The sequence below is a fragment of the Vibrio sp. genome (genome assembly GCF_050299255.1).
Classification (GTDB): Bacteria; Pseudomonadota; Gammaproteobacteria; order Enterobacterales; family Vibrionaceae; genus Vibrio.
Genome location: NZ_JBNKVP010000010.1, coordinates 14,523 through 36,109, shown reverse-complemented (window position 1 = coordinate 36,109; position 21,587 = coordinate 14,523). Strand labels below are relative to the sequence as shown.

18 protein-coding genes are annotated in these 21,587 nt (G+C 53.0%); 11 read left to right on the top strand and 7 right to left on the bottom strand.

Annotated features, from left to right (window positions below; translation table 11 throughout):
• Position 1: 1 nt before the first annotated feature.
• The 8 genes from ACQY6F_RS05085 (at position 2) to ACQY6F_RS05050 (ending at position 10,700) form a co-directional block, all read left to right on the top strand.
• A complete protein-coding gene (locus tag ACQY6F_RS05085) occupies positions 2-682 on the top strand; it encodes a phosphoglycolate phosphatase (RefSeq protein WP_428772684.1) in 681 nt (226 codons plus the stop codon).
• A 116-nt stretch (positions 683-798) separates the two neighbouring features.
• Positions 799-1,815 (top strand): tryptophan--tRNA ligase, encoded by a 1,017-nt coding sequence (gene trpS / locus ACQY6F_RS05080; RefSeq protein WP_428772682.1) that lies wholly within the window; start codon positions 799-801, stop codon positions 1,813-1,815.
• A 323-nt stretch (positions 1,816-2,138) separates the two neighbouring features.
• Positions 2,139-4,745, top strand: coding sequence for an ExeM/NucH family extracellular endonuclease (locus ACQY6F_RS05075; RefSeq protein WP_428772681.1), 2,607 nt, complete (start codon positions 2,139-2,141; stop codon positions 4,743-4,745).
• Between the two features lie 184 nt (positions 4,746-4,929).
• Entirely contained in the window at positions 4,930-5,508 is a 579-nt protein-coding gene (locus ACQY6F_RS05070; protein WP_428772680.1) for an aminodeoxychorismate/anthranilate synthase component II, read from the top strand.
• 392 nt (positions 5,509-5,900) lie between these two features.
• Complete coding sequence (locus tag ACQY6F_RS05065) at positions 5,901-7,115, top strand: aspartate aminotransferase family protein (protein ID WP_428772679.1); 1,215 nt, start codon at positions 5,901-5,903, stop codon at positions 7,113-7,115.
• Between the two features lie 74 nt (positions 7,116-7,189).
• Positions 7,190-8,209, top strand: coding sequence for an arginine N-succinyltransferase (gene astA, locus ACQY6F_RS05060; protein ID WP_428772678.1), 1,020 nt, complete (start codon positions 7,190-7,192; stop codon positions 8,207-8,209).
• A gap of 39 nt (positions 8,210-8,248) precedes the next feature.
• Entirely contained in the window at positions 8,249-9,706 is a 1,458-nt protein-coding gene (gene astD / locus ACQY6F_RS05055) for a succinylglutamate-semialdehyde dehydrogenase (RefSeq protein WP_428772677.1), read from the top strand.
• Positions 9,707-9,905: 199 nt separating this feature from the next.
• Positions 9,906-10,700 (top strand): DUF1338 domain-containing protein, encoded by a 795-nt coding sequence (locus ACQY6F_RS05050; RefSeq protein ID WP_428772675.1) that lies wholly within the window; start codon positions 9,906-9,908, stop codon positions 10,698-10,700.
• 64 nt (positions 10,701-10,764) lie between these two features.
• Here ACQY6F_RS05050 and crp read toward each other — a convergent pair whose 3' ends face one another.
• From crp to ACQY6F_RS05035, 3 genes are all read right to left on the bottom strand, one after another.
• Positions 10,765-11,397: a cAMP-activated global transcriptional regulator CRP gene (crp, locus tag ACQY6F_RS05045; protein ID WP_004410522.1), complete on the bottom strand. Its 633-nt coding sequence runs from the start codon at positions 11,395-11,397 to the stop codon at positions 10,765-10,767.
• Positions 11,398-11,635: 238 nt separating this feature from the next.
• Positions 11,636-12,505 carry a phosphoribulokinase gene (locus tag ACQY6F_RS05040; protein ID WP_428772673.1) on the bottom strand — a complete coding sequence of 290 codons (870 nt, stop codon included), beginning with the start codon at positions 12,503-12,505 and terminating at the stop codon, positions 11,636-11,638.
• A 92-nt stretch (positions 12,506-12,597) separates the two neighbouring features.
• Entirely contained in the window at positions 12,598-12,813 is a 216-nt protein-coding gene (locus ACQY6F_RS05035; RefSeq protein ID WP_428772671.1) for a YheU family protein, read from the bottom strand.
• A 354-nt stretch (positions 12,814-13,167) separates the two neighbouring features.
• On the opposite strand from ACQY6F_RS05035, the gene ACQY6F_RS05030 reads away from it, so the two are divergent.
• A complete protein-coding gene (locus ACQY6F_RS05030; protein WP_428772670.1) occupies positions 13,168-14,334 on the top strand; it encodes a glycerate kinase in 1,167 nt (388 codons plus the stop codon).
• Here the strand turns inward: ACQY6F_RS05030 and ACQY6F_RS05025 are convergent.
• The 4 genes from ACQY6F_RS05025 to ACQY6F_RS05010 all read right to left on the bottom strand — a co-directional run bounded on the left by ACQY6F_RS05025 (position 14,284) and on the right by ACQY6F_RS05010 (position 19,029).
• Complete coding sequence (locus tag ACQY6F_RS05025) at positions 14,284-15,408, bottom strand: CdaR family transcriptional regulator (RefSeq protein ID WP_428772669.1); 1,125 nt, start codon at positions 15,406-15,408, stop codon at positions 14,284-14,286. The two genes, ACQY6F_RS05030 and ACQY6F_RS05025, sit on opposite strands and share 51 nt — an antisense overlap.
• Positions 15,409-15,653: 245 nt before the next feature.
• Positions 15,654-16,631, bottom strand: coding sequence for a hydrolase (locus ACQY6F_RS05020; RefSeq protein WP_428772668.1), 978 nt, complete (start codon positions 16,629-16,631; stop codon positions 15,654-15,656).
• Positions 16,628-17,116 (bottom strand): TIGR02444 family protein, encoded by a 489-nt coding sequence (locus tag ACQY6F_RS05015; RefSeq protein ID WP_428772666.1) that lies wholly within the window; start codon positions 17,114-17,116, stop codon positions 16,628-16,630. The genes ACQY6F_RS05020 and ACQY6F_RS05015 overlap by 4 nt, the downstream gene beginning before the upstream one ends.
• Entirely contained in the window at positions 17,113-19,029 is a 1,917-nt protein-coding gene (locus ACQY6F_RS05010; protein WP_428772665.1) for an ABC transporter ATP-binding protein, read from the bottom strand. The genes ACQY6F_RS05015 and ACQY6F_RS05010 overlap by 4 nt, the downstream gene beginning before the upstream one ends.
• Positions 19,030-19,177: 148 nt before the next feature.
• Between ACQY6F_RS05010 and kefG the strand changes: the two genes are divergently transcribed.
• Positions 19,178-19,759: a glutathione-regulated potassium-efflux system ancillary protein KefG gene (gene kefG / locus ACQY6F_RS05005; RefSeq protein WP_428772663.1), complete on the top strand. Its 582-nt coding sequence runs from the start codon at positions 19,178-19,180 to the stop codon at positions 19,757-19,759.
• Positions 19,749-21,542: a glutathione-regulated potassium-efflux system protein KefB gene (gene kefB / locus ACQY6F_RS05000; RefSeq protein WP_428772662.1), complete on the top strand. Its 1,794-nt coding sequence runs from the start codon at positions 19,749-19,751 to the stop codon at positions 21,540-21,542. Before kefG ends, kefB begins: the two co-directional genes overlap by 11 nt.
• The last annotated feature ends 45 nt before the right edge of the window (positions 21,543-21,587 follow it).

Below are 21,587 nucleotides of genomic sequence, written 5' to 3'. Positions count from 1 at the left end.
CGTGTCTGCGATTAAATTTATTAGTTTTGACTTGGATGGCACACTGCTCGACAGCGTGCCAGATTTAGCCCTGGCGGCCGATAAGGCGGTACAGGCATTAGGCTTTGCCCCGGTGTCGGAAGCGCAGGTGCGTGATTATGTCGGCAACGGAGCCGATGTCCTGATCGCCCGTTCGCTGAGTCAGAGTCTGACCATCGACCCGGCACTGTCGCCACAGCTGCTGGCGGAGGCCCGCCAACTGTTCGATGAGTTCTACCATCAGAGTGGCCACAAGTTAAGCCACCTCTATCCGGGCGTTAAACAGACGCTGCAACAGCTGCATCAGGCTGGCTTGCCGATGGCGGTGGTAACCAACAAACCGTCTCGCTTTGTGCCTGACATTCTGGCCAAGCATGGCATCGACCATTACTTTACCGATGTCCTGGGCGGTGACTGCTTTAGCGACAAGAAGCCTAACCCGGTGGCGCTCAACTGGTTGCTGGATAAGCACCAACTGAACGCGCAGCAGATGCTGATGGTGGGCGATTCCAAAAACGACATCCTGGCGGCGAAAAATGCCGGTTGTCCCTCTTTGGGTCTCACTTATGGCTATAACCATGGTGAACCTATCGCCAGTGCCGGGCCAGACTACGTGGCGGACAGTGTCAGTGAATTAGTCGATATCCTTCTCGTTTCAGCTTGATGGCGACAAAAGAGCTAGCAAAATACTCGTTAATGAGTACACTGGAAATACCGCGCGGACGGCTTTGATTCGCGCGGTTTTTTCATTATTTTTTAGAAGTCATAGGAATCATTCTCATGAGCAAACCCATCGTATTGAGCGGTGTTCAACCGTCAGGTGAATTAAGTATCGGTAACTACCTGGGTGCTCTTCGTCAATGGCAGCAGATGCAAGACGACTATGATTGCCAATACTGTGTGGTGGATTTACACGCGATCACGGTTCGACAGAACCCGAAAGCGCTGTATGAAGCGACGCTGGATGCATTGGCGATCTGTCTGGCAGTTGGTGTTGATCCTCAAAAGAGCACGCTATTCGTTCAGTCACACGTCCCTGAGCATGCTCAATTAGGCTGGCTTCTAAACTGTTATACCCAGATGGGCGAACTGAGCCGCATGACCCAGTTCAAAGACAAGTCAGCGCGTTATGCCAATGATGTCAACGCCGGTCTGTTCGGTTATCCGGTATTGATGGCGGCGGATATCCTGTTGTATCAGGCCAATCAGGTTCCGGTAGGTAACGACCAGAAGCAGCACCTGGAGCTGGCCCGTGATATCGCGACCCGTTTTAACAATATCTACAGTCCCAAGCAGCCGATCTTCACCGTGCCTGAACCTTACATCCCGAAGGTAAATGCCCGCGTAATGAGCCTGCAGGACGCGACGAAGAAGATGTCCAAGTCAGATGATAACCGTAAGAACGTCATCACCCTGCTGGAAGATCCAAAATCGATCATCAAGAAGATTAATAAAGCTCAGACGGACACCGAAACGCCGCCGCGTATCGCCTACGATTTCGATAACAAAGCGGGCATTTCCAACCTGATGAGTCTCTATTCGGCCGCCACCGGTCTCAGCTTTGAAGAGATCGAACTCAAGTATCACGGCGTTGAGATGTACGGCCCGTTCAAGAAAGATGTCGGTGAAGCGTTGGTGGCCATGCTGGAGCCGGTGCAGGCGGAATATCACCGTATCCGTGAAGACCGTGCTTATCTGGATTCAGTGATGCGTGACGGGGCAGAAAAAGCGTCTGCACGCGCGGCGGAAACGCTGAAAAAAGTTTATGAAGCGGTGGGTTTTGTCGCCCGGCCATAAGGCATACCGCTACATCATTCTGCTCCCCAGGCCTCGAATTTTTCGAGGCCTTTTTATCTGTATAAAAGCTATTTTTGCAGATATTTCATGTCGTTAAATTGCAATTTTTGTCCTATCTACCGCTAACTGTTGAAAATACGATTGCCTTTCGAATATTTGTCTTATCAATGCGAGCAATGTCCCATTGTCATGGAATTATGTTTTTAGTTTCATAAAAAAGCGGAACACTGCGCAGGGAAAGTTTGAAATTTCCCTTAACTACAGTGACTTGGAACACGCTTTCTCATTCTTTTAAAAAATCAGAAAGCGCTTTGAGGTGGACAATGAAACAGATACTCACTCCTTCGCTGCTGGCGCTGGCTGTCAGCTCAGCCTGCGCGCTACCCGCGCAGGCACAGGTGGTGCTTTCTCAATATATTGAAGGCTCCAGTTATAACAAAGCGATTGAAATCGCCAATACCGGCGATCAAGCCGTCAGTCTGGACGGTTTACAATTGGCCAAATCCCGTAATGGCAACGGCAACTGGGAAGACGTTATGGATCTGACCGGGCAGGCGATCGCTGCCGGCGGCACGCTGGTGATTGCCAACAGCCAGGCCAGTGCAGAGATACTGGCGCTCAGCGACGTGACCAACAATAGCGTAACCAGTTTTAACGGTGACGACCCGCTGGCGCTGCTGAAGGCCGATGGCAGTGTACACGATATGCTGGGAGTGATGGGCGATGTCGATTGGGGTAAAGATAAGACGCTGATCCGCAACCAGGATGCCATGGCGCCCTCGGCTACTTTTCAGCAAGGTCAATGGAGCGCGCTGGGTAAAGACAGCCTGGAGGGGTTGGGAAGCGCAGCGGGTTCTGCGGCACCGGCGCCGTTCGCCTGTCTGACCGACACCGGTGAAACACCACAATTTACCACCATTCAGCAGATCCAAGGGGAAGGCAGCCGCTCGCCTTATATCAGTGGCTACCCTTATATCACCGACCAGCAGTTCTACCTGCGTGGTGTGGTGAGCGCGGTCACCGGTGGGCTGACCAAAGGTTTTTACCTGCAGGCACTGGAGTCGGACTACAACCCGCAAACCTCTGACGGCCTGTTTGTCTACACCAATCAAGCCCAGTCCGATCTGGCGCCGGGTGATGTGGTGTGTGTGAAAGGCCAGGTTCAGGAGTATTACAACCTGACTCAGCTAAAGGCGCAGCCGGGCAACTGGATTAAACAGGACCATCAGCCTGCGCCGGAGGCCCAGACAATAGAAATCCTGCCTTCTGATCAGAATTTTGCCGAGACACTGGAGCGTTACGAAGGCATGCTGGTCGCCACCACTGAGGCGCTGGATATGCGGGTAACCCGTACCTTTGGCTATGACTATGCCGCCCGTCGCAACAACCTGGTGCTAGCGCAGGGACGGATTAACATGCAGCCGAACCAGCTCTATCCGGCCGGTTCCGAACTGGCTCAGCAGCAGAGCGTCGAAAACGCCCAGCGCCGGCTGTTTGTCGAATCCGATCAAAAAGCCGCCGACGGTCAGATCCCGTATTACCCGCAGTTTGGCCGCAGCGATGCCGATCAGGATGGTTCGACGGAAGATTATCTGCGTGTCGACGATACCCTGGTCGGCCTGGAAGGAGTGCTCAGCTACAGTTACGGCGAATACCGCCTGATTGCCACCAATCTACTGAGCCAGGACAATGTGCGCCACAACACGCCGAGAACCGATGAGCCTGAGATGTACCAGGGTGACCTGCGTATTGCCAGCTTCAACGTACTCAACTATTTCAACTCGCCGTTTAACGGTAATAGCAATCCACATGGTGACAATCGTGGCGCAGACAATTACCAGGAATTTGAGCGTCAACAGGCCAAGATCGTTGAGGCCTTATTGCGCCTGGATGCGGATATCGTCGGTCTGATGGAAGTGGAAAATAACGGTTTTGGCGACGGCGCCGCGATCCAGCAGTTGGTCGACCAACTCAATGGTCGTATCGATGACAAAAAACGCCGCTACGCGGTGGTCGGTTTGGATAGCAATGGCGATGGTGAAATAAATGATCAGGATTACATCGGCAGCGACGTGATCACCACTGGGGTGATCTACCGGCCGAAAGTGGTCAAACTCACCGAGGCCAGAGTGATAGCCATGCCAAGTCAGCACGCCCCAGAAGTACGTGACGAGCAGGGCAAACTGCTGGAAGACGGCAATAACTATCAGCGCAATACCCTGGCGCCGACATTTAAAATTAAAGGCAGTAAAGAGTCGATTACCGTCGCCGTTAACCATCTGAAATCAAAAGGTTCGAAATGTTGGGAAGATGCGGCTCCGGTCGAGCAGGGCGGTCAGGGTGGTCAGGACGCTGACCTGCAGGGCTCCTGTGAAAACTTCCGCGTTGCCGCGGCGGTCGCGCTGGGTGAAGCACTGAACACTATCGACGGCCATAAGGTGATCCTCGGCGATATGAATTCCTACGCGATGGAAGATCCTATGCTGGTGCTGACCGATTACACACCAGAGAAGTACGGTAAAACCATCCGTGCCGCGCGCAATACGTTTATTGCAGGCGAGCCTCAGTTTGGTGACCAGGGTGCGGTTATCAGCCGTAACTTTGGCTATCTGAATGCCGTCGGCATGACGGATGACCAGAGCTGGAGTTACTCTTACAACGATGAGGTCGGTGCGTTAGATCATATGTTGATCAGCCCGAGCCTGCGCGACAAGCTGGTGGATGCTACCGACTGGCACATCAATGGCGGCGAGTCGACGTTGTTTGATTACAACGATGAGTACAAAGGCGACTTGCCCAAGTATCAGGATCACTTCCGTGCCTCTGATCACGATCCAGCGGTGCTGGAACTGAATATGGCCGGCTCGTCCAGTCTGGCGGCAATCATGTCGCTGATGGGCATTGCCGGCTGGCGGCGCTGGCGCCGATAAGCTTATAGCTGGCTACAGGGCCTCATCAGAGGCCCTGTTAACCGCTCAGTGCAGTTGACCGAGCGCTGGTTTCTGCTCAGCTTATACCATTTCCAGTTGGGAAAAGTTGCGCTTTCTGCTTGCCTTTCCTGACGGGTATAGCAAAATATCGCCTTCATTGAACCTTCAAGCTGTATGTTCACCTATGCTTCTGATCATCGATAACTACGACTCTTTTACTTACAACCTGTACCAGTACTTTTGCGAGTTGGGCGCAGAGGTGAAAGTGGTGCGTAATGATGAAGTCACGTTGCAGCAGATTGAAGCTTTGGCCCCAACTCACCTGGTCATTTCACCTGGACCTTGTACCCCGAATGAAGCTGGCATTTCGCTGGCGGCGATCAAATACTTTGCCGGCAAGCTGCCGATATTTGGCGTCTGTCTCGGTCATCAGGCCATCGCGCAGGTGTTTGGTGCGGATGTGGTCCGAGCCCGCCAGGTGATGCATGGCAAAACCTCGCCAATCCGCCATACCGGCCAGGGGGTATTTCACGGCCTGACCAACCCGCTGACGGTCACCCGTTATCACTCGCTGGTGGTGGATAAACCAACCTTACCGCAAGAATTTGAACTGACCGCCTGGACCGAACTGGCCGATGGCAGCATCGACGAAATTATGGGCTATCGCCACTCAGATCTGCGACTGGAAGCGGTACAGTTTCATCCGGAATCGATCAAAACCGAGCAGGGTCACCAGATTCTGGCCAATTTCCTGGCGCTGTAGCAGCACTGTCGCGCCAGCAAAAGGGGCGACCGTGATCACCTTTCTTAACATTTTTTTCATATTTATCCGCACCATTTGTCGCTGCAAAACTATTCGTTTGCCGGCAGAGATAAATCGTGAATTTCCACTAACTGCCATAGAACATTGACAATTTAAACGGGTTGTCGAAAAAAATGCTTCATAAAAGATGTGACATGATGCATAAATAATCATAGATAGTGACTATCTGCAGGTCATTTGGGTAGCAAAAAGAATTTTTCACTATTGAAATGGTTAATTAAATGTAAATACAATGCCGCAATCAAGTATATGCAAAACAATATATGCTTCCTTGTTATGGAAGATTGACGTCGCCAATCTGCTAGGCATGCGGTATCAAGAGGGAAAGTGCAATGACAGTGGAAAATAGAGTAGAGCGCAGTTTGTTTGATGAGGTGATGGTACCTTGTTACAACCCAATGGAAATGATTCCGGTGAAAGGCGAAGGCGCTCGCGTGTGGGATCAGGACGGTAACGAATACATCGATTTTGCCGGTGGTATTGCGGTGAGCTGTCTGGGCCATTGCCATCCAGCCATGGTGAATGCGTTGACCGAGCAGGGCAACAAGTTGTGGCATCTGAGTAACGTGATGACCAATGAGCCAGCACTGCGTCTGGCGAAGAAGCTGACTGAAATCAGCTTTGCGGAAAAAGTGTTTTTTGCCAACTCGGGTGCAGAGGCGAATGAAGCGGCGCTGAAACTGGCTCGCCGTTACGCGGCGGACGAGTTCGGCCCGGAAAAATCCGAAATTATCGCCTTTAAACAGGGCTTCCATGGCCGGACTTTCTTTACCGTGACCGTTGGCGGTCAGGCGGCTTATTCTGACGGATTTGGTCCGAAACCAGGCGATGTCACCCACTTGCCATACAATGATATCGAAGCGTTGCAGGCACACATCTCCGACCGCACCTGTGCGGTAATGATGGAACCCCTGCAAGGTGAAGGCGGTATTGTGTCGCCAACACCGGAATTCGTTCAGGCAGTGCGCGAGTTGTGTGACAAACACAATGCGTTGCTGATTTTTGATGAAGTGCAGACCGGTAATGGTCGCACCGGTGATTTCTACGCTTACCAGGGCATCGGTGTTACACCGGATATCCTCAGCACCGCTAAATCGCTTGGCGGCGGTTTCCCGATCGGCGCAATGCTGACCACCACTAAACTGGCACAGCACCTGAAAGTGGGCACTCACGGTTCGACTTACGGTGGTAACCCATTGGCGTGCGCGGTAGCTGAGGCTGTGGTTGATGTGGTCAGCCAGCCGGAAACCCTGCAAGGGGTGAAAGAGCGTGAAGCCCTGTTCCGTGAAGGTCTGGCTAAAATTAATGACAAGTACCAGATTTTCAGTGAAGTCCGCGGCAAAGGTTTGCTGCTGGGCGCTGCGCTCAACGAAGCCTGGCAAGGTCGCGCCCGCGATGTATTGGTTGCCGCTGGTAAACAGGGATTAATGGTACTGGTGGCGGGAGCGAATGTGGTTCGCTTTACTCCGTCGCTGGTGATCAGTAAAGAAGAGATCGAGCAAGGATTGGCCCGCCTGGATAAAGCCATCGCCACGCTCGTGGAATAATAAAAGCTCACACAGAGCTACATAAAGGGATCGGCCGTCCGGCCGATCCCAATAGCATCAGGAGGGAAGTATCGATGCTGGTTGTTCGCCCTATTTCCATGTCCGATTACCAAGACTTGCATACCTGCGCAGTCGAATCTGGCCATGGCTTTACGTCACTGCCGGTCAACGAAGAGTTGTTGACCAATCGCATTACCCACTCAGAATACAGTTTTGCCAAACCGGATGTTACCGAACCGGGTGACGAAGGCTATCTGATGGTTGGTTTTGACAGTGAATCCGGTGAGGTAGCCGGTTGTACCGGAATTGAAGCCGCGATAGGTTGGGATGTGCCGTTTTACTCATACCACATCAGCACCATAGTCCATTCATCGCCGAAACTGGGGGTGAACAATGTGGTGAAACTGCTGACCTTCGGTAACAACTACACCGGTTGTTCAGAAATCTGTACTCTGTTTTTGCGCCCGTCGTTTCGCGGTGGCTTAAATGGCCGGCTGATGTCTAAATGCCGCTTCTTGATGATGGCGGAGCACCCACACCGGTTCTCAAAAACGGTGTTTGCTGAAATGCGTGGCGTCTCCGACGAACACGGTAACTCGCCGTTCTGGCAGTGGTTACAGGAACATTTCTTTTCCATCGACTTCACTATGGCAGACTACCTGACGGGGATCGGGAAAAAAGGCTTTATTGCCGACCTGATGCCGAAACTGCCGATTTACGTCAACCTGCTAAGCAAAGAGGCGCAGGCGGTGATTGGCCAGGTGCATGACAATACCCGACCGGCGCTGAAGCTGCTGGAAAGAGAAGGTTTCACCTGTCGCAATTATGTCGACATCTTTGATGCCGGCCCGACCGTAGAGTGTGATATGCGTAATATTGAATCGGTACGTCACTCATTCCGGGCCAAGGTGTCGGTTGCAGAGCACTCCAGCTCGCAGGACTACCTGATTGCCAATACCTCATTTGAGAACTTTCGTGCTACGGCAGCGAAAGCCGCTTATGACCAGGAAACCGACAGTGTGATCTTATCGCCGAAGGTGGCCGAAGCCCTTCAGGTGGCGGAAGGTGACTACGTTCGTATGTTGGCCCAGTGAGCGACTTAGCAGTAATTTGAATCAGTAAGGAAAGCGAACATGACACATTGGATAGCAGGACAATGGCAGGCCGGACAAGGTGAAGCGATGGACTCGCGCAGCCCGTACAATGATCAGGTGATCTGGCAGGGTGACAGCGCCACTCCGGTTCAGGTAGAGGCGGCGGTGCAGGCCGCACGCGATGCCTTTGTCGGTTGGAAAAACCTCAGTTTCGAACAGCGTGAGCAGTATGTGCTGGCGTTTGCAGAAATAGTGAAGCAGAACAGTGAGCAGATCGCGGAGACCATTGCCAAAGAGACCGGTAAACCGTTGTGGGAAACCCGCACCGAAGCGGCGGCGATGGCTGGCAAAATTGCCATCTCTATCCGCGCTTATCATGACCGCACCGGCGAAACTACCCGGGAAGCGGCAGGCAACCAGATCGTGTTGCGCCATCGCCCGCTTGGCGTGATGGCGGTATTTGGTCCATACAATTTCCCGTGCCATCTGCCGAACGGCCACATTGTCCCGGCGTTGCTGGCGGGCAATACCGTGGTATTTAAACCGTCTGAGCAGACACCGCTGACCGGTGAGTTGGCCATGAAGCTTTGGCAGCAGGCGGGCCTGCCTGATGGCGTACTGAATCTGGTGCAAGGTGGTAAGGAAACCGGCATTGCGCTGGCCGAGTCAAAAGGTATCGACGGACTGCTGTTTACCGGTAGTGCCAACACCGGTCATCTGCTGCACCGTCAGTTCGCCGGCCAGCCTGGTAAGATGCTGGCACTGGAAATGGGCGGCAACAACCCAATGGTCATCTCCGAGCAGTACGGTGATCTGGATGCAACCGTGTATACCATTATCCAGTCGGCCTTTATCAGTGCCGGTCAGCGCTGTACCTGTGCACGCCGCCTGTACGTGCCGGTTGGCGATAAGGGTGACGCACTGCTGGATAAGCTAGTGTCGGCGACCCGCAAGATCCGAGTCGACCAGCCATTTGCGGATCCTGCGCCGTTTATGGGACCACAGATTTCCAAAGCCGCAGCGCAGTTTATTCTCGACGCTCAGGCTAACCTGCAGCAACTGGGCGGCGTCAGTCTGCTGGAAGCTAAAGGTGGCGAAGCGGCATTTGTGACTCCGGGCATTATCGATGTCACCTCCATCGAAGCGCTGCCGGATGAAGAGTATTTCGGCCCACTGTTGCAAGTGGTCCGTTACCAGGGGCTGGAGCAGGCAGTGGCGCTCGCCAATGATACCCGCTTTGGCCTGTCGGCCGGCCTGGTGTCTACCGACGATGGTGAATGGCAGTATTTCGTCGACCATATTCGCGCCGGCATTGTCAACCGCAACCGGCAACTGACCGGTGCCAGCGGTGATGCGCCGTTTGGTGGTCCGGGCGCTTCGGGCAACTTGCGACCAAGTGCCTACTACGCGGCAGATTACTGTGCCTATCCGATGGCTTCAATGGAAGGCCAGACCACTCTGTTACCGGAAAGCCTCAGCCCGGGTGTTGAACTTTAATTAAGTTAAGACCGCAGCCCGTTGTGGCGCGGTTTGGCTGAATAATAACAATAATATTTTTACGTCACAGGTTGAATGCTCTTTGCCGCCAGGCAGGGAGCATCCAACAATTCGGGAATGGCATAGCAGCAGAAGGATATCTGTCATCGTGGCTTCCCGTTAACCCATTAACTGAATCTACCCCGTACAAGGAGGCGTTATGACGCCAACAGTGCTGTTTGAATCTCTTTGGCAAGACTACATCCAACGTTTATGTCCTTCGGCAGACAAAGTGCACCAGCTGCTGCAGGAAGACGAGCCGCTGATCAATGACCATATTGCATTGCGGACTTTCAATCTGGATCCGGTAGGCATCGATACCCTGGCCAAGCCGTTTCTGGAGTTAGGCTATCGTCCTTGTGGTGATTACCAGTTTGAAAGCAAGAAGCTGGTCGCCAAGCATTTTGAACACCCGGACGAGACGCAGCCGAAAGTGTTTATCAGTGAACTCAAAGTAGCAGAGTGTTCGCCGGCGTTGCAGGCGATTGTCACTAAGCTGGTGGCTCAGGTCGACCCGGCTAAACTGACCAGTGCAGCGTTCTTGTACGGTGGCAGACTGTGGGACTTGAGTTACGCCGATTACCAGCAATTGGCGCAGGAGAGTGAGTACGCGGCCTGGCTGGCGGCACACGGTTACGGCGCCAATCACTTTACCGTCAGCGTTAACCAGCTCAACGCTTTTGACGAAGTGAAGGCGGTCAATGACCATCTGCGTCAGGCCGGTTTCACCATTAACGAGTCCGGTGGCGAAGTGAAAGGTACGCCGGATGTGCTGCTGGAACAGTCGTCTACCATGGCAGACCGAGTGGCGGTGCAGTTTGATGAGGGCAGCGAAATGGTACCGGGCGGATTCTACGAATTTGCCAAACGCTATCCGATGGCGGACGGTACGCTCTACAGTGGCTTTGTCGCCGCATCTGCAGATAAGATTTTCGAAAGTACCGACAACCGCTAAGCGGCAGCCAATAAAAAAGCCACCAGGAGGTGGCTTTTTTCATTCATCGGTCACGGCCGCTGACTTAGCGTGTACCGTATACCACGATGGTTTTACCGTGGGCAGAAATCAGGTTCTGCTCTTCCAGCATCTTCAGGATACGACCAACGGTTTCACGGGAACAACCCACGATCTGACCGATTTCCTGACGAGTGATTTTGATCTGCATACCGTCTGGGTGAGTCATTGCATCTGGCTGTTTAGCCAGGTTCAGCAGTGTCTGTGCGATACGGCCAGTCACATCCAGGAATGCCAGATCGCCTACTTTTTGGCTGGTTACCTGCAGGCGGCTTGCCATTTGGGCAGATAAACGCATCAGGATATCTGGGTTTACTTGGATTAGCTGACGGAATTTCTTAAATGAAATCTCAGCGACTTCACAAGGAGATTTGGCGCGAACCCAAGCGGTACGCTCCTGATCTTCTTCGAACAGACCAAGTTCGCCAATAAAGTCACCTTGGTTGAGGTAAGAGAGGATCATCTCTTTACCTTCTTCATCCTTGATCAGTACCGCGACTGAGCCTTTGACGATGTAGTACAAAGTCTCGGCTTTTTCGCCCGCATGGATCAGCGTGCTTTTTGACGGGTACTTATGGATATGACAGTGTGACAGAAACCATTCTAACGTTGGATCGGTTTGAGGTTTACCTAGAACCATAATATCTCACTTCCTCTGCAGGGTACGCTTGCGACTTTCCATAGTGCAAGCTTTGTTTCGAGCTTACTAGGATAAGAGCAACTTTCAGTTGCTGCAAGCAATCTTGTCGTTCGGTAAAGAATAGTATCCTTTTTCGGGTACGATTTCTTGATTTTAATCGGGTCTATATACCGATAATTGGTGAAAATATGTGCCAGAGATCACGCCTTGGCAACTCCAACTCAATGGTCGCTCACGCTTAACCAATTTTACCGGTCTCAATCAGCTCCTGCAGGATAGGCCGGACAATCAGCTCCATGGCAAAACTCATCTTACCGCCGGGCACCACTATGGTGTTGTGGCGTGACATAAACGAGCCGTCAATCATCGCCAGCAGGTAGGGGAAATCGACATTTTTAATCCCACGCAGCCGGATCACGACAAAACTTTCATCCAGGCTCGGGATCCCTTTGGCATTAAGCGGGTTGGAGGTATCTACGGTCGGCACTCGCTGAAAGTTGATGTGGGTACGGGAGAACTGCGGGGTAATATAGTTAAGGTAGTCGTCCATCGAACGGACGATTGAATCCATCACCGCCTCGCGCGAGTGGCCGCGGTCGCGGGTATCCCGGACGAATTTCTGAATCCATTCCAGGTTGACGATCGGCACCATGCCAATCAACAGGTCGACATGCCGGGCAACGTTGACTTCACCATCCACCACGCCGCCGTGCAGGCCTTCATAAAACAGCACATCGGAGTTTTCCGGTAAATCCTGCCAGGGGGTAAAGGTGCCGGGCATCTGGTTATACGGCACTGCTTCGTCAAAGGTATGCAGGTAACGGCGCACCTGGCCAACCCCTTCCTGTCCATATTTGCGGAAAAATTCTTCCAGTGCCGGAAAGTCATTGGCCTGGGGGCCGAAGTAACTGATGTGTTTGCCCTGTTCGCGCGCTTTACGGATCTCGACATCCATCTCTGGGCGGGTGAAGCGGTGGAAGCTGTCCCCTTCAATCCAGGCTGGCCGGATGTCCATCATATTGAACATCTTGCGAAACGCTTCGGATGTGGTGGTGGTCCCCGCACCGGAAGAGCCGGTGACGGCAATTATGGGATGTTTTGCTGACATGACAAACCTTGTCTTAAATAACTTTCTTGTTAAGTCGAAATGCCACTATAGCACGCCGACGCTAAAGGTCTACTTGGCGGCCAGGAGCCTAATCAACGCAGATGGCGCCTGAGTTGAATATCGACACTCTGGTGCAGTTCCGAGTAAACCACCACTGCTTCACCACGTTCTAATTGGGCTTTTACATGCAGGATCTTGTCCTCCAGTGTCACTTCTTCGACGCCGTAGTCGGTGCCTTCGCGCAGCACAAATTCCCGTATCAGGTTATCGAGTGCTTCGGGGCTAATTTCTTGCCAGGGTACAATCATAATACTTTGCTTGGTTGAGAAAGGAGCGAACTTAAGATTCGAACTAGGATCATAGCATCGATAGCCCAATTGCGAGAAGTCGATCGCAATTGCTCCTACCTGACAAACATTGCAGGTTGGTGTTTTTTTTGGTTTGTAGCGTGTTTACTTGCGCCCGCTTGCGTACTTTTTTGCCGCGGATTGCCATGGGTTTGCTACCACTTGAGTATTGCACGCTTCTGTTACAACATGGACGCTATTCAAGCATTCAATTAATGGCTTGTTGCCAAAAGTGACTGACCAGTTCAAAACACAGCAGTCGAACGGTCAACTTTTCGCATAAGCAATAGGACAGCAAGCGATGGTAGGTAACAGATGAAGATAGTCATAGCACCGGATTCGTTTAAAGAAACCCTCGCGGCCAGTGAAGTGGCGCTGGCGATCGAAACCGGGTTTCGCCAGGTGTTTCCAGACTGGCAGTATATCCGATGCCCGATGGCCGACGGCGGTGAAGGGTCGCTGGCGAGTTTAATTGCCGCCACAAATGGCCGAAAAGTGAATCTGGAGGTTATCGGCCCACTCGGCAGCACTATAGCCAGTCACTATGGTATTTCCGGTGATGGGGCGACGGCGTATATCGAGATGGCGGCAGCCAGTGGTATTGAACTTATCGCGCCCTCGCAACGAAATCCACTGCTGACCACCAGTTACGGCACGGGGCAGTTAATTCTGCACGCGTTGGAACAGGGTATCCGGCGGATGATCATCTGTATTGGTGGCAGCGCGAACAACGATGGCGGTGTCGGCATGATGCAGGCTCTCGGAGTGTCATTCCGGGATCGGCAGGGCGCTGAACTTGCCTTTGGTGGGCAGTCGTTGGCGCAGCTAGCCAGCATTGATATCTCTGCTATCGATTCGCGACTGAGCCAGTGCGAAATTGAAGTGGCCTGTGATGTCAGCAATCCTCTCACCGGTCCTGAGGGCGCGTCAGCCGTGTACGGGCCGCAAAAAGGCGCCAGTGCAGAGATGGTTGCAGCGCTGGATGGCGCGCTGGCCAATTATGCCAGAGTGATCAGTCAGGATCTCAATCTGCAGGTGAGCGGTTTACCGGGGGCGGGCGCAGCTGGTGGGATGGGCGCGGCGTTTTATGCCTTTACTAATGCGACGTTCCGCGCCGGGATAGAGATAATAACCGAAGCACTCGAGCTGGAGCCACTGATTGCTGCTTCAGATTTGGTGATCACCGGAGAAGGTCAGTTGGACAGCCAGAGCGTCAATGGCAAGGTTCCCGTTGGCGTGGCCCGGCTGGCAGCCCGGTATCACAAACCGGTCATTGCTCTGGCGGGGGCACTTGGCGATGACATTGAACCCGCATACCAGGCCGGGATCGATGCGGCATTTGCCAGTGTGTATAAAATCACCACTCTCGATGAGGTCATTACCAGCGCTAGCGAGAATGTGACTCGCACGGCGCGCAATGTAGCCGCGACGTTAAAGATCGGCCGGACCATCAATATACAGCGTGATGCTGAAGTAGAGTAAACATAAGTCTTTAAACTGACTAAGCTTTACATTGCAGATCTCTTCCGCGCGTTTGAGTCTATATCTGAGTGTGTTGGGGTGAATATAGAGCGCGGCAGCGGTGCATTTATTGTCACAATGGTTATCGAACCAGCAACGCAGGGTGGTAATCAGGTTCGGGTCGGTTTGCTGCAGTTGCTGCAGTAACCGGTTCAGTCTCTGGATTTGCCAGCCTGACAATTGGCCGGAAAACAGCGCCGGCAGTTCATAGTCGTTGAAGTGATAAAAACGGCGATCAGGATGCAATCGTTTTCCGGCGCTTAGCACGGCAAGTGCGTTGGCAAAGGCAAACGGCAGCTCCTGTGGTGACGCATGCACCGCCCCCATAGAACAATAGAAAGGTGAGGTTAAACTACGGGTCAGTATTTGCTGCAGGCTGCTCCAGTCATCGCTCTTTGACGGGTTTTTGCCATCCCGTTCAAACAGCTCTAGCACGATAATCGTTTGTTTATATGAATATTCTGCTTTAAGCCTTTGGCGAGACCAACCATTGAGTAAAGTGGAGACCGTTTGTTGCTCTTGTGCGTTTTGTACTTCAAGGAGGCACACCGCGTGGGGTTTGTGGATATTGAGCTTGAGTTGGCTAGCCATATTTTCGATATGTTCGAACTCCGCTTCCGGGTCGATCCACTCCAGTAAAAATTCTTCCTGTTTTCGCTCACTCCAGCGGGTCATTTCTAACATCGAAGTGTATTCAACCACCATCTCCGCTGCCATTTTGACCATTTCACCAAACGGTTTGACTTCACTCAGTGGTCCCGAAATACCAATCACGCCAATCGCATTTTGGTTGAACATGATCGGCAGGTTCACGCCAGGTTTGACATTGGGAAATTCCGGTAGCATGTCGCTGGATATCTCGATTGGCTTGAGCTCGGTCAGCGCCAGCACCGCGCCGGCATGCTTCTGATATTTTCGCGCCTGATTGGTTGAGGCGATGATGATTCCCGTTTCATCCATGACATTGAGTGGGTACGCGATGATCTTCTGCGCTTTGTCCACGATACGTTGAGCGAGTTGTTCAGTGAGTTGCATGGGCTGATAAGGGTCTACGGTTACTTGTTTTTTTGCCAGTTAAGAATCGGACGCGGCATTGAGCATGGCCACTGCAGTGATACTAAATAACAAATCCATCAACAACCGAGATCTTTCTCTCAGGGTGCGTGGTTTCTTTTATCGATCATGTAACAATTCGTGAGAGGTTCGAAAGCCGAGGGAATGGTTTAGAAAGCAGCGGCGGTTTATGCGCTGGCGTGAGGTCGAAATTGGTCTCCGCACCACTAAACCCGGCCAACAAAGCTCTCGTAGTAGGCGGGCAAGGCGTGTTCCAGCCATAAGCACGGTTTCAGCGCACTGCCAGAGACAAATCCTACATGACCACCACGTTCAAACAGGCGGTAATCGATATTGTTCGGCAGAATAAAACGCGGGATCACCGCGTCAGTCATAAACGGGTCATCCTTGGCGTGGATAATCTGGGTCGGCAAGCCGATGGATTTTAACCGGTGCAGCCCTGAACAGCGTTGATAGTAATCTTTGGCATTTTTAAACCCGTGTAAGGGAGCGGTGATCAGATCGTCGAACTGATACAGCTTGTTAAGCCGGGCAATTTTTTGCGGGCTGATGCCAATCGCCTGATGCAGCAGTTGCTGTTTCTTGAGCGCATTGCTTTTCAGTGAGCTCAGCAGGTAGCGTTTGTAAACCCGGGAAAAGCCCTGTTCGATTCGCGTTGAGCAGGCGGCCAAATCCAGCGGTGCTGAGACTACCGTAGCGGCATCCAGCAGCGGTTGGTCGGCATATTTGGCCAGGTAGTTGACCAGCATATTGCCCCCCAGCGACACCCCGACCGCCACTTTAGGCTGATCTGGAAACTGTTGGGCTAAGTGGGTCAAAAACCAGCGTGCATCTTCGGTTTCGCCTGAGTGATAGGCGCGCGCCAGATGGTTCGGCTTACCGCTACAGCCACGAAAATGCATCATCACCGACAGCCAGCCGGCCCTGGCAAACGCATCCATCAAGCCGTTCGCATAGGGGCTGTGAAAACTGCCTTCCAAACCGTGGAACAGCACAAACAGCGGCTTCTGCCGGGCAGATTTACTCTGCCGATCTTCACTCCAGGCCAGATCAAGGAAGTCACCATCGGGCGTTGGCAAGGTTTGCCAGTGAGGCGCAAATAACGCGTTTTTGCGCAGCACTCGCGGTGCCAGAGTCTGCAGATGCGGATTGGACAAGCCGGTGGCGGCGATGAACTGGGTCATAGATTCGGCTCAATTGGGGCGGCAGGCGCGGGGTGGGCAAAGTATTGGTACAGAGCCTCGCCGCCTAGATGACGGCAATAACGCTGTGTTAGAGGCTCAGCGCGGTTATTTTCCAGTGGCAGATGATTGATGCAGTCGACCAGATCAGACTGCTGCTGTTTTTCCAACTGCAGCTCAAACTGCAGTGCTTCCCGGTACAGAGTATCGGGCAGGTGCAGTTTCATTTTGCGGCGCATTTCCCGGTAGCTGTGCAGCAGGGTTTCAGAACGGCTGAGGCAGGCTTCGACCTGATGCCACTCCTCGGCGGGAAAGCTGACTTGCTGTTCGTCGAGCCATTTCAGCAGCAGCAATAGGTTGACGTTGCCGTGATACTGGTTTTGTAGAGTCAGGCACGCTTCTTTTACTTCACGCACGCTGTAGTACTGCAGGCTAAACTGCCACAGTCTTTCCAGCGTCAGAGATATCCGAACGTGCTCCTGGCTCATGCCTGATTAAACTCCTGCTCCATTTGCTCCAGCGTTTCCTGCTGCGCCATCCACTCCAACTCGACCTCTTCCAGCGCGTTTTTGCTGCTGGCCTGGTCGGCAAGGACTTGATTAAGTTTAGCTTTATTTTCGGCATCATACAGGCTGTTGTCAGCAAGAAGTTGTTCCGCCTGTGCCAAATCTGCGCTCAACTTATCCATTTTCTTTTCCAGTTGTGTCAGCGTTTTGCGAATTGGCGCTGTCTGCTGGCGAAACTCGGCATCGCGTCTTTTCTGTTCTTTCTTCGCCGCAGCGCTGTTTTGCCCCTGTGAACTATCCGATTGATTTTCCCTGCGTTCGGTGCGTTGTTGCTCGGTGAGCCATTTGTAGTAGTCGCCTAAGTCGCCATCGAATGGGGCGACCTGATGATTATGCACCAGGTACAAGTCATCGGTGGTGGCGCGCAGCAGGTAGCGGTCGTGACTGACGATCACCATCGCGCCTTCAAAAGTCTGCAGCGCCAGCGTCAGGGCCTGACGCATATCCAGATCCAGGTGGTTGGTCGGTTCGTCGAGTAGTAGCAGGTTGGGTTTTTGCCAAACGATCAGTGCCAGTACCAGTCGGGCTTTTTCGCCTCCGGAAAATGGCGCGACTGCTTCCAGGGCTTTATCGCCCTGAAAGCCAAAACTGCCCAGATAATCGCGTAGCTGTTGTTCGGTTTGTTGCGGGGCAATCTGCATCATATGCTGCAGCGGCGACTCTTCCGGGTGCAGTGTTTCCAACTGGTGCTGGGCAAAATAACCGATTTTCACCCCTTGGGAATAATTCAGCTCACCACCAGTGGCCTGCAATTCCCCAGACAATAACTTGATCAGCGTTGATTTACCGGCACCGTTACGGCCCAACAGGCCAATTCGGCTGCCAGGAACCAGATTAAGACGAATTTTTTCCAGGATCAGGGTATCGCCATAGCCAGCCGACACCTCATCCATCATGATGATCGGGTTGGGCAGTGCATCGGGTTGTCTGAATTCAAAACTGAACGGGTTATCAAACTGAGCCGGCAGAACTTGCTCCATACGTTCCAGCGCCTTGATACGGCTTTGCGCCTGACGGGCTTTGGACGCTTTGTAACGGAAGCGATCGATGTAACTTTGCATGTGCGCCATCTGCTTTTGTTGCTTCTGATACATGGCTTGTTGCAGCAGTAACTTCTGTGCCCGCTGGGTTTCGAACGAGGAGTAGTTACCGGTGTACTCGTTCAGTTGCTGGTTTTCGATATGAATAATCCGGTTCACCACAGGGTCGAGAAAGTCCCGGTCGTGGGAGATCAGCACCAGTGTGCCCGGGTAGTTTTGCAGCCAACGTTCCAGCCACATTACCGCGTCGAGATCCAAGTGGTTGGTTGGCTCATCGAGCAGCAGCAGGTCGGAGCGGCATAGCAGTGCCTGGGCCAGGTTGAGGCGCATCCGCCAACCACCGGAAAACTGATCCAGCTGCCAGCTCATCTGATCCTGGCTAAAGCCAAGTCCGTCCAGCAGCTCAGACGCCCGGGCTTTGATGCTGTAGCCGCCAATCGTTTCGATATGGCCATGCAGTTCGGCAACCTTGGTGCCCTGGTCGGCTTGTTCGGCCTCTGCCAGTTGCCGCTCCAGGTCGCGGAATTCCTGGTCACCGTCGATGACGTAATCCAGTGCGCTGCGCTTTAATGCCGGGGTTTCCTGGGCCACCGAGGCGATTTGCCAGTGGGCAGGCAGGTTATGGCTGCCGGCGTCGGTACTCAATTCGTCTCTCAGCAATGCGAACAGGGTGGATTTACCACAGCCGTTTTTGCCCACCAGGCCGACTTTGTCGCCGGGATGAATAGTGGCGGAAGCCTGGTCTAGCAACGGTTTACCGCCGCGCAATAGCTGGATATCGGAAAAGGTAATCATAATGGCCTGCTTGGTAACTTATTCTACAGCGGATGAATAGTAGGGGGATTGAGGATAAATGTCGATCATTGCGTTATGATGGGCGAACACGTATAAAAACCAATATACTGAATCAAACACTTAGCCTTTCAGGATGGTTGCTCAAGGAATGACTACTACCAACTCAGCGCTGACTCCGCCGCCCAAAGTGTTAGTGATTTATGCTCACCCAGAGCCACAAAACTCTATCGCCAATCAAGTGATGATAAAAAAGATAGAGGCTCTGGCGCATGTCACTGTGCATGATCTCTACGCCCGCTACCCGGATTTCTTTATTGATGTCAGCGCCGAGCACCGTTTGCTGCTGGAACATGATGTGATCGTGTTCCAGCATCCGCTGTTTATGTATTCCTGTCCGGCACTGCTGAAAGAGTGGCTGGACAGAGTGTTGGGCAAGGGATTTGCGTTTGGCGCTGGTAGCGCCCTGAAAGGCAAATACTGGCGCAGCGTGATCACCACCGGCGGCAAACAGGGGGCATTTGGTAAACACGGCTACAATAAATACCCGTTAGACGAAATCCTGCAACCGTTTGAGCTGACTGCGCTGTTATGCCAGATGCACTGGATGGAACCATTAGTGCTGTACTGGTCCAGACATGTCGACGATATGGTCCGTTACCAGCACGCTGAGAGTTATCGCCAGTGGTTGCTTAACCCGCTGGCAGACACCGGAGGTAGCGATGGCGCTTGAAAATGACATACTCGCCAGTAGCCTGATTTTCCTTGCTGCCGCTGTGGTGGCGGTACCACTGGCACAGCGGATTGGTTTGGGTTCCGTGCTTGGCTACCTGCTGGCCGGGGTGTTGATCGGTCCCTGGGGTTTTAGCCTGATCAGTGATGTGGAGGCCATTCTGCATTTCGCCGAATTTGGCGTGGTATTGCTGCTGTTTCTGATCGGCCTGGAGCTGAATCCGAAGAAACTGTGGCAGATGCGCGGGCCGATACTTGGCCTCGGCGGTGCTCAAGTGGTGGTCACCTCGGCAGTGTTGGCCAGTATCGTCAATATGCTTGGGATTAGCTGGCAAACCAGCCTGGTGATCGGTATGGGGCTGGCACTGTCATCCACGGCGATTGCATTACGAGTGATTGAAGAGCAGGGGCTGGACGGCACCGAGACGGGTCAGTCGGGGTTTGCGGTGCTGCTGTTTCAGGATATCGCGGTGATCCCTATGCTGGCACTGCTACCTGCTCTGGCCGGTAACACTATCGGCAACTGGCTGGATGGGGTATGGATGTTATCAGGCATTGTCGGCCTGTTGGTCGGTGGCCACTTTTTACTCCGGCCGCTGTTTCGCTATGTGGTGATGAGTGGCGTGCGGGAGTTGTTTACTGTTGCGGCGCTACTGCTGGTGATCGGCATCGCCCTGATGATGCAATCGTTGGGGCTCTCGATGGCATTGGGGACTTTCCTGGCCGGGGTGCTGCTGGCCGAGAGCGAATATCGCCACGAGCTGGAAATTGCCATTGAGCCGTTTAAGGGGCTGTTACTGGGGCTGTTTTTTATTGCCGTCGGTATGGCGGTCAACCTTGGCCTGCTGGCACTGCAACCGGGCAAAGTATTGCTGGCGGTGGTCGCGTTGGTGGTGATCAAAGGCCTGATCCTGTATATCCTGGCGCGTTTTTCTGGCACCCGTGCCAAGGCGCGCAGTAAAATGGCCGCGATACTCAGTCAGGGCGGTGAATTTGCCTTTGTTATCTTTACTGCCGCTGGCGCCGAAGGGCTGCTGTCGCAGTCGCAGATGTCCTTTCTGCTGGTGGTCGTCAGCTTGTCGATGGTGACCACGCCACTATTGCTGTCGGCCCAGAAAAAATGGTTTGCCCGACGGCTTAATGTCCAGGGAGAATCCATCTCCAGCGATGTGGTGGACAATCAACCGCGGGTTATCATTGCCGGATTCGGCCGTTTTGGTCAGATCGTCGGCCGTTTGATGTTCGCCAACAAGATTAAAGTGACCATTCTGGAAAGTGACCCCAGCCAGATTGCCCTGCTGCGTAAGTACGGTTATGAAGTCTTTTATGGTGATGCGACCCAACTGGATCTGCTGCGGGCTGCCGGGGCTGACAAAGCTGAAGCGATCATTGTCTGTACCGATTCGCCCGATGAAGTGATAAAGATCGTCGAGTTATGCAAACATGCGTTTCCCACCCTGCAAGTGCTGGCCCGGGCGCGTAGCCGGGTTGAGGCGTATCAGTTGCTCAGTCTGGGTGTTGATCACTATTCCCGCGAAACCTTTTTGGGCGCGTTGGATCTGGGTCGTCAGGCATTAACGATACTGGGCATGCACCCCTATCAGGCCAAGCAGGCAGAAGCCCACTTCAGAAGGCTGGATAATGCCATGCTGAAAGAGCTGTTGCCGCAACACAGTGAAGATAAACAGTTAGTCATGCGCGCCAAGGAGGCCCGTAAAGAACTGGAAGAGATATTTGGCCGGGAAATGGAAAGTGACCATCAGTCACGACAATTCTGGCAGTAACCGCGGTAGTATGCAGAATTATCGCAATAAAAACAGGACCAAAAC